The following is a 12,226-nucleotide window of genomic DNA, read 5'->3' as shown; positions in this document are numbered from 1 at the left end:
AACAATGCCCGCCGGCCGCCGTCGCCTTCCGAACCGTTAAGCATTCATCATGCCTGAAATTCCGCGAGCATCGCCGGGGCAGGGCTGTCGTGGTGCCGGGCGTGGGCGGCCCGTGAATGCCGGGCGGCTCCGGCCGGCATCGTGCGGTATACTCTGACACTTTTGCGGGTCCGCCCTGCCGGTGTCTGCCCGGCCCCGAGTTTTCACCCGAAGTCTCAATGAGCTCATTCGCCAAAGAAATCATCTCCGTCAACCTGGAAGACGAGATGAGGCAGTCCTATCTCGATTACGCCATGAGCGTGATCGTGGGGCGGGCGCTGCCCGACGTCAGGGACGGCCTCAAGCCGGTGCACCGGCGTGTGCTGTACGCCATGCACGAACTGGGCAACGACTGGAACAAGCCCTACAAGAAATCGGCTCGCGTGGTGGGCGATGTCATCGGTAAGTACCATCCGCACGGCGACTCGGCGGTGTACGACACCATTGTCCGCATGGCCCAGCCGTTCTCGCTGCGCTACATGCTGATCGACGGCCAGGGCAATTTCGGTTCGGTGGACGGCGATCCGCCCGCCGCCATGCGCTACACCGAGGTGCGCATGGCGCGCATCGCCCATGAACTGCTCGCCGATCTCGACAAGGAAACGGTCGATTTCACCCCCAACTACGACGAGTCCGAGAAGGAGCCGTCGGTGCTGCCGACCCGGGTGCCCAACCTGCTGGTCAATGGTTCGGCCGGCATCGCGGTCGGCATGGCGACCAACATCCCGCCCCACAACCTTGTCGAGGTGGTGGACGCCTGCCTCAAGCTGATCGAGAACCCCGAGGCCGGCATCCAGGAACTGATGGCCATCATTCCCGGCCCCGACTTTCCCACCGCCGGGATCATCAATGGCGCCAGCGGCATTCGCGAGGCCTACCTGACCGGCCGCGGCCGCATCCATATCCGCGCCCAGTGCGAGTTCGAGGAAGATGGCGGCCGCACCAGCATCATCGTCAGCGAGCTACCCTATCAGGTGAACAAGGCGCGCCTGATGGAGAAGATCGCCGAATTGGCCAAGGAGGGCAGGCTGGAGGGGATCTCCGGGCTGCGCGACGAGTCCGATAAGGATGGCATGCGCATGGTGATCGAGCTGAAGCGGGGCGAGGCGCCGGATGTGGTGCTGAACAACCTCTATCAGCAGACGGCCATGCAGAGCGTCTTCGGCATCAACATGGTGGCGCTGATCGACGGCCGGCCGCGTTGTCTGAATCTCAGGGAAATCATCGCCGCCTTCATCGACCACCGGCGCGAGGTGGTGACCCGACGGACGCTGTTCGACCTGCGCAAGGCGCGCGAACGCGCCCATATCCTTGAAGGCCTGGCGGTCGCCCTGGCCAACATCGACGAGGTCATCGAGCTGATCAGGACCTCGCCCAGCCCTGCCATCGCCAAGGAGCGCCTGCTGGAACGCCACTGGCGTCCCGGCGTCGTGTCCGACCTGCTGGCGCGCGCCGGCGAGGCCGACCGCTCGCGTCCGGAGGCCCTGGCGCCCGGCCATGGACTGAGCGAGGCCGGCTACCGGCTGTCGCCCGAGCAGGCCCAGGCCATCCTGGACCTGCGCCTGCACCGCCTCACCGGGCTGGAGCAGGACAAGATCATCGACGAGTACAAGGGCATCCTGGTGCGCATAGACGAACTGCTGGGCATTCTCGGCAGCGACACGCGGCTGATGGAGGTCATCCGCGACGAGCTGATCGCCATCCGCGACCAGTTCGGCGACCAGCGCCGGACCCGCATCATCCAGGATCACCTGGACCTGTCCCGCGCCGACCTGATTCCCGAGGAGGACATGGTCGTTACCGTCTCGCACGAGGGCTATGTCAAGTCGCAGCCTCTCTCCGCCTACCGTGCCCAGCGCCGTGGTGGCCGTGGCAAGATGGCGACGACGATGAAGGAGGAGGACTACATCGAGAAGCTGATCGTCGCCAACAGCCACGACACCATTCTCTGCTTCTCCAGCGTTGGCAAGGTCTACTGGCTGAAGGTCTACGAACTGCCGGTGGCCAGCCGCACGGCGCGGGGCCGTCCCTTCGTCAATCTCCTGCCCCTGGAGGAAGGGGAGCGGATCAACGCCATCCTGCCCATCCGCGAATTCGACGATGGCCATTTCGTCTTCATGGCCACCACCTCCGGCATCGTCAAGAAGGTGGCGCTGAGCGAATTCGAGCGCCCGCGCTCCATCGGCAAGATCGCCATCGACCTGCGCCAGGACGACCGGCTGGTCGATGTGGCGGTCACCGACGGCAGCCAGGATGTCATGCTGTTCAGCAACGCCGGCAAGGCAGTCTGCTTCGGCGAGGACGACGTGCGCCCCATGGGGCGCGGAGCCACCGGCGTCCGGGGCATGACTCTGATGGACGGGCAGGAAGTCATCGCCCTCATCATCGGCACCGAGGGCTCGGTGCTGAACATCACCGAAAATGGCTATGGCAAGCGCACCGTCATCAGCGATTTTCCCCGTCATCGTCGCGGTGGCCAGGGTGTGATCGCCATCCAGACCAGCGAGCGTAACGGTGCCGTCGTCTCGGCGGCGCTGGTGCAGGATGGCGACGAAATCATGCTGATCACCGATGCCGGCACCCTGGTCCGCACCCGCGTGGAGGAAATCCGCGAGCTCGGCCGCAACACCCAGGGGGTCACCGTGATCAAGCTCAGTCCCGGCGAGAAGGTGGTCGGCGTCGACCGCATTCCCTACCTCGAAGGCGAGGAGGCCGGCGATGACGATACCGCTTCCGACGAATCACCAGAGGCAAACACATGACGCGCGTATACAACTTCAGCGCCGGACCTTCGGCGCTGCCCACCGCCTGATCACCGATGCCGGCACCCTGGTCCGCACCCGCGTGGAGGAAATCCGCGAGCTCGGCCGCAACACCCAGGGGGTCACCGTGATCAAGCTCAGTCCCGGCGAGAAGGTGGTCGGCGTCGACCGCATTCCCTACCTCGAAGGCGAGGAGGCCGGCGATGACGATACCGCTTCCGACGAATCACCAGAGGCAAACACATGACGCGCGTATACAACTTCAGCGCCGGACCTTCGGCGCTGCCCACCGCCGTGCTCGAACGGGCACGGGACGAACTGCTCGACTGGCACGGGACCGGCATGTCGGTCATGGAAATGAGCCATCGCAGCAAGGACTACGTGGCGATCGCCGAACGGGCCGAGAGCGATCTGCGGGAACTGCTGTCGATTCCGGCCGGCTACAAGGTGCTGTTCCTGCAGGGCGGCGCGAGTGCCCAGTTTGCGGCGATTCCCATGAACCTGCTGCGCGACAAGACGACGGTCGCCTACGTGAATACCGGCATCTGGTCGAAAAAGGCGATCGCCGAAGCGAAGAAGTACGCCAGGGTGCGGATTGCGGCCAGCGGCGAGCCGGATAACTTCTGTGCCATTCCGCCGCGGGCGGCATGGACGGTGGATGCCGATGCCGCCTACCTGCACTACACCTCCAACGAGACCATAGGCGGCGTCGAATTCCAGGACATTCCGGACGCCGGTGGCCTGCCGCTGGTTTCGGACATGTCCTCGAATATCCTCTCGCGACCGCTGGATGTCGGCCGCTTCGGCCTCGTCTATGCCGGTGCGCAGAAGAACATGGGGCCCGCCGGCATCGCCGTGGTAATCTTGCGCGAGGACCTGATCGGCGAGCCGATGGCGGCCACGCCGTCGATTCTCGATTACCGCCAGCAGGCCGACAATGGCTCCATGCTCAACACGCCCCCGACCTACCCCTGGTACCTGCTGGGCCTGGTGCTGGAGTGGCTGAAAGAGCAGGGTGGGCTGGCGGCGATCGAGGCCGTCAATGTCCGCAAATCCGCCAAGCTGTACGCCGCCATCGACCGGTCGCCCTTCTATTCGAACCCGGTGGATCCGGCCTGCCGCTCGCGCATGAACGTGCCGTTCCGCATCGCCAACACCGAGCTTGAAAAGACCTTCCTGGCCGAAGCCAGGGCGGCCGGCCTGGTCAACCTCGAGGGCCACCGCTCGGTCGGTGGTTTCCGCGCCAGTATCTACAATGCGATGCCGGAGGCAGGGGTGGACAGCCTGATCGGTTTCATGGGCGAATTCGAACGCAAATACGGCTAACCGTCATGTTCAAGGTACTCACCTACAACAATATCGCCACGACTGGCCTGGAACGCTTCCCGCGGGAGCGCTATGAGGTCGCCTCGGAGATCCAGCACCCCGACGCCATCCTGCTGCGGTCCTACGATCTGCATGGGGTGGAGATTCCCGCCACGCTCAAGGCCGTCGGCCGTGCCGGTGCCGGGGTCAACAACATCCCGGTGGCCGAATATACCCGCCGCGGTATTCCGGTCTTCAATGCGCCGGGCGCCAATGCCAATGCGGTCAAGGAACTGGTGATCGCCGGCATGCTGCTGGCGGCGCGGCGGATCTGCCCCGCCTGGCACTATGCCCGCACGCTGGAGGGCGATGACAAGGTTCTCCATACCCAGGTCGAGAAGGGCAAGAAGCAGTTTGCCGGCTTCGAACTGGCGGGCAAGACCCTGGCGGTGCTGGGACTGGGCGCGATCGGCGTCAAGGTTGCCAACGCCGCCATGGATCTCGGCATGGAGGTCGTCGGCTACGATCCGCAGCTGACGGTGGAAAGCGCCTGGCAGCTGTCCTCGCTGGCCAAGCGGGCCGGCAGCATCGACGAGCTGATCGCCCGTGCCGACCTCGTGACCCTGCACGTGCCGCTCAACGAGCATACCCGCCATGTCATCAACGCGGCACGCCTGGACCACATGCAGCGGGGCGCGGTCCTGCTCAACTTCTCGCGCGAGAAGGTCGTGGACGAGGCGGCCGTACTGTCCGCCCTGGATGCCGGCCAGCTGGGCGCCTATGTCTGCGACTTCCCCACCCGGCGGCTGCTGGACCACCCGGGCGTGGTCGCCCTGCCGCATCTGGGCGCCTCGACCGCCGAGGCCGAGGACAATTGCGCCGTGATGGTGGCCGACCAGATCCGCGACTTCCTCGAGAATGGCAATATCCGCAATGCCGTCAACCTGCCCGAGGTGGTGATGCCGCGCACCGCGGGTGCCCGGCTTTGCGTCATCAACGAGAATGTCCCCAACATGGTCGGCCAGATCACCGGCGCCCTGGCCGATGCCAACCTCAACATCCTGGACCTGATGAACAAGTCCCGCGACGATGTGGCCTATACCCTGGTGGACCTGAACTCGGCCGTGCCCGAGACGACCCTGGACCGCATCCGCGCCATTGCCGGCGTACTGTCCGCCCGCCTCATCTGAGCCCGCCCGTGACTGCAGACGCCATGCCGCCCAGCGACCAGACGCAGCTGGCAGCCATTCGCCAGGCAATCGACGCCATCGACGATCAGCTGCTGGTCCTGCTGAACCAGCGCGCGGAGTGCGCCAAGACCGTGGCGGAGATCAAGATCGCGGCCGGCGAGGTCGACTGTTTCCACCGTCCCGAGCGCGAGGTTGAGGTGTTGCGGCGGATGATGGCGAGAAATCCCGGCCCGCTGAGCCAGGAAACGGTGGCGCGCTTCTTCCGCGAGCTGATGTCCGAATGCCTGGCGCTGGAAAAGCCGCTGGCAGTGGCCTTTCTCGGCCCGGAAGGAACCTTCACCCAGCAGGCGGCCTACCGGCATTTCGGTCACGCGATCTGCGCCACGCCGTTTCCCGCCATCGACGAGATCTTCCGTGCCGTCGAGAGTGGCGCCTGCCAGTACGGCGTGGTGCCGGTCGAAAATTCCACCGAAGGCGTCATTACCCACACGCTGGACAGTTTCCTGCACTCGCCGCTGGTCATCGCCGGCGAGGTCAGTCTGCGCATCCACCACAATCTGATGACCCGCTGCGAGCGGGCCGAGGACATCGAGGAAATCTTCTCGCACCAGCAGTCCCTGGCCCAGTGTCGCGAGTGGCTGGACCGCTTCATGCCCGGCGTCAGGCGCACCGCGGTCAGCAGCAATGCCGAGGCGGCCCTGTGCGCCACCCAGGCACCCGGAAGCGCCGCCATAGCCGGCGAAGTGGCGGCCGAGCTTTACGGGCTTCGCATGCTGGAGCGCAATATCGAGGACGAACCCGACAATACCACCCGCTTCCTGGTGATCGGCCGCCATCCGGTGGGCCCGACCGGTGGCGACAAGACCTCGCTGCTGCTCGCCATCCATAACGATCCCGGCGCCCTGTATGGCGTCCTCGAACCGTTTGCCCGGCATGGCATCAGCATGAGCAAGATCGAGTCGCGCCCCTCCCGGCGGGCGGCCTGGGATTACGTATTCTTCGTCGATGTCGAGGGGCACCGCGAGGATCCGGCCGTGGCGGCGGCACTGCAGGAGCTGGAGCGGCATGTCACCCTGCTCAAGGTCCTCGGCTCCTATCCCCGCGCATTCACCTGACCGATCCCAGTCATCTCCCAGCCATCATGCAACCCATCGACCTCGCGGTTCCCGGCATCCGGGGGCTGACACCTTATGTGCCCGGCAAGCCGATCGCCGAACTCGAACGGGAACTCGGCATCCGCAACATCGTCAAGCTGGCCTCGAACGAGAATCCCCTCGGCCCCAGCCCCAGGGCCCGGGAGGCCGCCGCACGGGTGCTGGGCGAACTGCACCTGTACCCCGACGGCAGCGGTTTCGCGCTCAAGCAGGCGCTGGCCGGCAGGCTGGGCGTCGCACCCGGGCAGATCACGCTCGGCAACGGTTCCAACGATGTGCTGGATCTGGTCGCACGCGTCTTTCTCGGCCCCGGCGTATCCGCCGTGCTTTCGCAGCATGCCTTCGCCGTCTATCCCATCGTGACGCAGGCGGTGGGCGCGACCGCCCTGGTTGCGCCGGCGCACGACGGTTCCCGCGGGCCGCGCTATGGTCATGATGCGCAGGCACTGGGCCAGGCGGTGCGGGCCGATACCCGCGTCCTCTTCATCGCCAACCCGAACAACCCGACCGGGACCTATCTGGACCGCGACCAGCTGAGCGCCCTGTTGCGCGGGTTGCCGGAGCAGGTCATCGCGGTGGTCGACGAGGCCTATTTCGAATACGTCGGCCGGGCCGATTATCCGGATGCCATGCAACTGCTGGCGGAATTCCCCAACCTGATCGTCACCCGGACCTTTTCCAAGGCCTACGGGCTTGCCGGCCTGCGCGCGGGTTACGCCGTCTCGAGCGCGGCCGTGGCCGAACTGCTCAACCGGGTGCGCCAGCCCTTCAACCTCAATGCGGCCGTGCTGGAGGCGGCCTGTGCCGCGCTCGACGACGAGGAACACCTGAGCCATAGCATCGCCCTGAACGACGCGGGGCTGGCTTTTCTGGGCGCCGCCCTGGCGGCTCGCGGACTGACGGCGATTCCCTCGGTGGGCAATTTCATCAGCTTCGATTGCGGGCGCCCGGCCGCGCCGGTGTACGCGGCACTGTTGCGGGCAGGGGTCATCGTCCGGCCCGTCGCCAATTACGAACTGCCCAGTCATCTGCGTGTCACGGTCGGTACGCCGGCGGAGAACCAGGCCTTTCTGGACGCACTCGATCGCGTTCTGGCGGCATGATCCGGCGACTGTGCCTGATCGGCGTCGGCCTGATCGGCGGCTCGCTGGCGCTGGCCCTGCGCCGGCAGCCGGGAGTGGCATCGATCGTCGGCGTGGACCGGGATGAGGCCAACCTGGCGGCGGCCCTGCGGCTCGGCATCATCGATGAGGCGCGGACGGAGGTGGCGGCGGCCGCGGTCGACGCCGACCTGGTGGTGCTGGCCATGCCGGTGGGAGCGATGCCGGCGGTACTGGCGGCACTCGGACCCGTCTGGCGTGCCGGGACCCTTTATACCGATGTCGGCAGCACCAAACTCGACGTGATCGCCGCGCTGCAGGCGCAACTGGGCAGCGTGCCGGCCAATTTCGTGCCCGGCCATCCCATTGCCGGAGCCGAGTGTTCCGGCGCGGCCGCGGCCCGGGCCGACCTGTTCGATCGCCGGCGCGTCATCCTGACGCCACTGCCGGAAACGTCGCCGGACGCGCTTGAGCGCGTCGAGCGCCTGTGGGCCGCCGTCGGCGCACGGGTGTCGCGCATGGCGCCCCGGCATCACGACGAGGTTCTGGCGGCGACCAGTCATCTTCCGCATGTGCTCGCCTTCGTGCTGACGGAGATGCTGGGGCGGCGGGACGAGCAGCAGGAAATCTTCCAGTACGCCGCCGGCGGCTTCCGCGACTTCACCCGCATTGCCTCCAGCGACCCGCGCATGTGGCTGGACATCTGCCTGGCCAACCGGGAGCAGATCGTGCCCCTGATCGAGCAGTACCGGGAGGCCCTGGCCCTGGCCGCCGGGCACATCCAGGCGGGCCGGGCCGAGGCGCTACTGCAACTCTTTGCCGACGCGCGCAGTGCGCGTCAACGTTTTCTGGATCAGTTGGAAAAATAACATGCAGCACCATCAAGTCACCTTCCATGTCCGGTCCGGCGGCACGCTGCAGGGCGAGGCCCGCGTGCCCGGCGACAAGTCGATCTCCCATCGCTCCATCATGCTGGGGTCCCTGGCGGAGGGTGTCACGCGGGTGAGCGGTTTCCTGCAGGCCGAGGACTGCCTCTCGACCATGAAGGCCTTCCAGGCCATGGGGGTCCGCATCGAAGGGCCCGCGGACGGGTGCGTGACCATCCATGGCGTCGGCCTGCATGGACTGCAAGCACCGGCCCAGGAACTGTATCTCGGCAATTCCGGCACCTCGATGCGTCTCCTGTCCGGCTTGCTGGCGGGGCAGCCGTTCGATTCGGTGCTGACCGGTGATCCTTCCCTGTCCAAGCGGCCGATGAAACGGGTGACCGATCCCCTGCGGCAGATGGGGGCGCACATCGATACCACCGAGAAGGGCACCTCGCCGCTCAGGATTCACGGCGGTACTCCGCTGAAGGGCATCCATTACGACATGCCGGTGGCCAGCGCCCAGGTGAAGTCCTGCCTGCTGCTCGCCGGTCTCTATGCCGAGGGACGGACCTCGGTGCGCGAGCCGGCACCGACCCGCGACCATACCGAACGCATGCTGCGCGGCTTCGGCTATGCGGTGCAGCGCGAGGGCGAGGTGGTGTCGCTGGCTTCGGGCGGCCGTCTCACTGCCTGCGATGTCGATGTCCCCAGCGACATTTCCTCCGCCGCCTTCTTCATGGTCGGCGCCGCCATCGCCCCCGGGGCGGATGTCACGCTGCAGCACGTGGGCATCAACCCGACCCGTACCGGCGTGATCGACATCCTCAGGCTGATGGGGGCCGACATCGAGATTCTGAATGCGCGCGAGGCCGGCGGCGAGCCGGTCGCCGACATCCGGATTCGCGCCAGCCACCTCAGGGGCATCGAAATCCCCGAGGCGCTGGTGCCGCTGGCCATCGACGAATTCCCGGTGCTGTTCGTCGCCGCTGCCTGCGCCGAAGGCGAGACCCGGCTGACCGGGGCCGAGGAGCTGCGGGTCAAGGAGAGCGACCGCATCCAGGTGATGGCCGATGGTCTGCGCGTGCTGGGGGTGGATGCCACCCCGACGCCGGACGGCATGGTGCTGCGGGGTGGCCCGATGGCCGGCGGCGAGGTCGAGTCGCATGGCGACCACCGTATCGCCATGGCGTTTTCGATCGCCGGCTTGCGGGCGCAGGGGCCGATCACCATCCGTGATTGCGCGAATGTCAACACCTCCTTCCCGACCTTTGTCGAGATCGCCCGGCGCCTGGGGCTGTCGATCGAATCCGACGGCAGGCCATCGGCATGAGCGCGGGCATTCCCGTCCTGACCATCGACGGACCCAGCGGGTCCGGCAAGGGTACGGTCAGCCGGGCCGTGGCGCGCGCGCTGGGCTGGCATTTTCTCGACAGCGGGGCGATCTACCGGTCGCTGGCCGTGGCGACCACCCGGGCCGGTGTCGCGCCGGAGGATGTCCCGGCGGTGACCCGCCTTGCCGAACACATGCGGCTGGCGTTCACGGCCGACGAACCACCGCGGGTGCTGCTCGACGGCGTTGACATCGCCGACCAGATTGCCACGGAGACCTGCGGCAACATCGCTTCCCGGGTTGCCGCGCTGGGGCCGGTGCGGCGCGCCCTGCTGGCCAAGCAGCAAGCCTTCCGTCACGCGCCGGGACTGGTGGCGGATGGCCGGGACATGGGTACCGTGGTGTTCACGGATGCCCCGTTCAAGGTTTTCCTGACCGCCAGCGCCGAAGTCAGGGCGGTCCGGCGCTATAAGCAGTTGAAGGGTAAAGGTCTCGATGTTAATCTTGCCGACTTGACTGCGGACATCGAAGCGCGTGACCGACGGGATCGGGAACGGGCCGAGGCTCCCCTTGTGGCGGCCGACGACGCCTTGCTGATCGATTCCAGCGACCTCAGCGCCGACCAGGTCATCGAGCGGGTGCTGGTGCTGGTCAGGGCACCCGTCTGAGGGTTCCGCGGTCATGGGGCGCCGGCTCGGCTGAGCCGGCGGAATCTTCCAATCTACCGAAAATCAGGTTCCCCCGGGCACCTGATGCAACGTGAAAAGTTTATGAGCGAGAGCTTTGCTGAATTGTTTGAACAGAGTCTGGCCCAGGCAGAAATGCGACCAGGCAGCATCATCCGCGGAATGGTCGTCGATATCGGCCCGGATGTGGTCGTCGTCAACGCCGGCCTGAAGTCGGAGGGCGTCATCCCGAAATGGCAGTTCCTCGACGCCGATGGCCAGCTCGAGGTTCAGGTGGGCGATACCGTCGAATGCACCCTTGAACTGCTGGAAGACGGCCTGGGCGCCACCCTCCTGTCCCGCGACAAGGCAAAGCGTCTCAAGGCGTGGGGCGACCTCGAAAAGGCGCACGAGGAGAACGAGACCGTGGTCGGTCGCCTGACCGGCAAGGTCCGTGGTGGCTTTACCGTGGCCATCGGTGCCCTGCGTGCATTTCTGCCCGGCTCGCTGGTGGATGTGCGCCCGGTGCGCGACACCACCTACCTCGAGGGCCGCGACCTGGAGTTCAAGGTCATCAAGATCGACCAGAAGCGCAACAACGTGGTGCTGTCGCGCCGCGCGGTGGTCGAGTCCGAGTACAGCGCCGAGAAGGAAGCGCTGCTCGAGAACCTGAAGGAAGGCGCGATCATCAGCGGTGTGGTCAAGAACCTCACCGATTACGGTGCCTTCATCGATCTCGGTGGCGTCGACGGTCTGTTGCACATCACCGACATGGCCTGGAAGCGCGTGCGTCATCCCTCCGAAGCGGTGGAAATCGGCCAGGAACTTCAGGTCAAGGTGCTCAAGTACGACCAGGAGAAGAACCGCGTCTCCCTGGGGCTCAAGCAGCTGGGCGAGGATCCCTGGCTCAACATCGCCCGTCGCTACCCGGCCGGCACCCGGCTGTTCGGCAAGGTCAGCAACCTCACCGACTATGGCTGCTTCGTCGAGCTGGAAGAGGGCGTCGAGGGTCTGGTGCACGTCTCCGAGATGGACTGGACCAACAAGAACGTCAATCCGTCCAAGCTGGTGCAGCTGGGTGACGAGGTCGAGGTCATGGTGCTCGACATCGACGAAGACCGTCGCCGCATCTCGCTGGGCATGAAGCAGTGCCGCGCCAATCCGTGGGATGAATTTGCCGCCAACCACAACAAGGGCGACAAGATCACCGGCACCATCAAGTCGATCACCGACTTCGGCATCTTCATCGGCCTGGAAGGCAACATTGACGGTCTGGTGCATCTGTCCGACATTTCCTGGAACATTCCGGGTGAGGAAGCGATCCGCAACTACAAGAAGGGCGACGAGGTCGAGACCGTCATCCTGGCGATCGATCCGGAGCGCGAGCGCATCTCCCTGGGCGTCAAGCAGCTGGAGCAGGATCCGTTCCAGAACTACCTGGCCACCCACGAGAAGGGCGACATGGTCAAGGGCATTGTCAAGGAAGTCGACGCCAAGGGTGCCGTCATCACCCTGGCCGAGAGCGTCGAGGGCTACCTGCGCGCCTCGGAGATCTCCCGTGATCGCGTCGAGGATGCCCGCACCCAGCTGAACGTCGGCGACGAGATCGAAGCCAAGTTCATGGGCGTGGACAAGAAGAACAAGGCCATCACCCTGTCCATCAAGGCCAAGGATCAGGATGACGAGGCGGCCGCCATCAGGGGCTATTCGGATCAGGCCTCTTCGGCCATGCCGACCCTGGGCGACATCTTCAAGGAGCAGATGGAAAACAAGTAAGTTGCGACCGGCGGGAGGGGTCTTCGGGCTCCTCCC

General features: G+C 65.9%; 10 protein-coding genes. All 10 read left to right on the top strand.

Going from position 1 to position 12,226, the window contains the following annotated elements:
* Nucleotides 1–218 precede the first annotated feature (218 nt).
* A complete protein-coding gene (gene gyrA / locus ACH5N8_RS10015; RefSeq protein WP_483281192.1) occupies nucleotides 219–2,801 on the top strand; it encodes a DNA gyrase subunit A in 2,583 nt (860 codons plus the stop codon).
* Nucleotides 2,758–3,048 carry a DNA gyrase C-terminal beta-propeller domain-containing protein gene (locus tag ACH5N8_RS10010; protein ID WP_483281191.1) on the top strand — a complete coding sequence of 97 codons (291 nt, stop codon included), beginning with the start codon at nucleotides 2,758–2,760 and terminating at the stop codon, nucleotides 3,046–3,048. The genes gyrA and ACH5N8_RS10010 overlap by 44 nt, the downstream gene beginning before the upstream one ends.
* Entirely contained in the window at nucleotides 3,045–4,127 is a 1,083-nt protein-coding gene (gene serC / locus ACH5N8_RS10005; protein ID WP_483281190.1) for a 3-phosphoserine/phosphohydroxythreonine transaminase, read from the top strand. Before ACH5N8_RS10010 ends, serC begins: the two co-directional genes overlap by 4 nt.
* Before the next feature lie 5 nt (nucleotides 4,128–4,132).
* The gene (locus tag ACH5N8_RS10000) at nucleotides 4,133–5,296 is read left to right on the top strand and encodes a phosphoglycerate dehydrogenase (protein WP_483281189.1); all 1,164 of its coding nucleotides are present in this window, start codon (nucleotides 4,133–4,135) and stop codon (nucleotides 5,294–5,296) included.
* A gap of 23 nt (nucleotides 5,297–5,319) precedes the next feature.
* Entirely contained in the window at nucleotides 5,320–6,411 is a 1,092-nt protein-coding gene (gene pheA / locus ACH5N8_RS09995; RefSeq protein ID WP_483283180.1) for a prephenate dehydratase, read from the top strand.
* Nucleotides 6,412–6,437: 26 nt separating this feature from the next.
* A complete protein-coding gene (hisC, locus tag ACH5N8_RS09990; protein ID WP_483281188.1) occupies nucleotides 6,438–7,553 on the top strand; it encodes a histidinol-phosphate transaminase in 1,116 nt (371 codons plus the stop codon).
* Nucleotides 7,550–8,419, top strand: coding sequence for a prephenate dehydrogenase (locus ACH5N8_RS09985; RefSeq protein ID WP_483281187.1), 870 nt, complete (start codon nucleotides 7,550–7,552; stop codon nucleotides 8,417–8,419). Before hisC ends, ACH5N8_RS09985 begins: the two co-directional genes overlap by 4 nt.
* A 1-nt stretch (nucleotide 8,420) precedes the next feature.
* Complete coding sequence (gene aroA / locus ACH5N8_RS09980) at nucleotides 8,421–9,749, top strand: 3-phosphoshikimate 1-carboxyvinyltransferase (RefSeq protein WP_483281186.1); 1,329 nt, start codon at nucleotides 8,421–8,423, stop codon at nucleotides 9,747–9,749.
* Nucleotides 9,746–10,417: a (d)CMP kinase gene (cmk, locus tag ACH5N8_RS09975; protein ID WP_483281185.1), complete on the top strand. Its 672-nt coding sequence runs from the start codon at nucleotides 9,746–9,748 to the stop codon at nucleotides 10,415–10,417. The genes aroA and cmk overlap by 4 nt, the downstream gene beginning before the upstream one ends.
* A 102-nt stretch (nucleotides 10,418–10,519) precedes the next feature.
* Nucleotides 10,520–12,190, top strand: a complete 1,671-nt coding sequence (gene rpsA / locus ACH5N8_RS09970) for a 30S ribosomal protein S1 (protein ID WP_483281184.1) — start codon at nucleotides 10,520–10,522, stop codon at nucleotides 12,188–12,190.
* The last annotated feature ends 36 nt before the right edge of the window (nucleotides 12,191–12,226 follow it).

This window comes from Methyloparacoccus sp. NF-16 (assembly GCF_056880625.1).
Note: the sequence above shows the minus strand (reverse complement) of the source record. Positions and strands in the feature narration are given on the sequence as shown.

Bases quoted from the DNA above. Each gene is read 5' to 3' on its own strand.
- ACH5N8_RS09985 (WP_483281187.1), top strand. From the start codon at position 7,550: ATGATCCGGCGACTGTGCCTGATCGGCGTCGGCCTGATCGGCGGCTCG.
- hisC (WP_483281188.1), top strand. From the start codon at position 6,438: ATGCAACCCATCGACCTCGCGGTTCCCGGCATCCGGGGGCTGACACCT.
- pheA (WP_483283180.1), top strand. From the start codon at position 5,320: ATGCCGCCCAGCGACCAGACGCAGCTGGCAGCCATTCGCCAGGCAATC.
- serC (WP_483281190.1), top strand. From the start codon at position 3,045: ATGACGCGCGTATACAACTTCAGCGCCGGACCTTCGGCGCTGCCCACC.
- gyrA (WP_483281192.1), top strand. From the start codon at position 219: ATGAGCTCATTCGCCAAAGAAATCATCTCCGTCAACCTGGAAGACGAG.
- ACH5N8_RS10000 (WP_483281189.1), top strand. From the start codon at position 4,133: ATGTTCAAGGTACTCACCTACAACAATATCGCCACGACTGGCCTGGAA.
- cmk (WP_483281185.1), top strand. From the start codon at position 9,746: ATGAGCGCGGGCATTCCCGTCCTGACCATCGACGGACCCAGCGGGTCC.
- aroA (WP_483281186.1), top strand. From the start codon at position 8,421: ATGCAGCACCATCAAGTCACCTTCCATGTCCGGTCCGGCGGCACGCTG.
- ACH5N8_RS10010 (WP_483281191.1), top strand. From the start codon at position 2,758: ATGACGATACCGCTTCCGACGAATCACCAGAGGCAAACACATGACGCG.
- rpsA (WP_483281184.1), top strand. From the start codon at position 10,520: ATGAGCGAGAGCTTTGCTGAATTGTTTGAACAGAGTCTGGCCCAGGCA.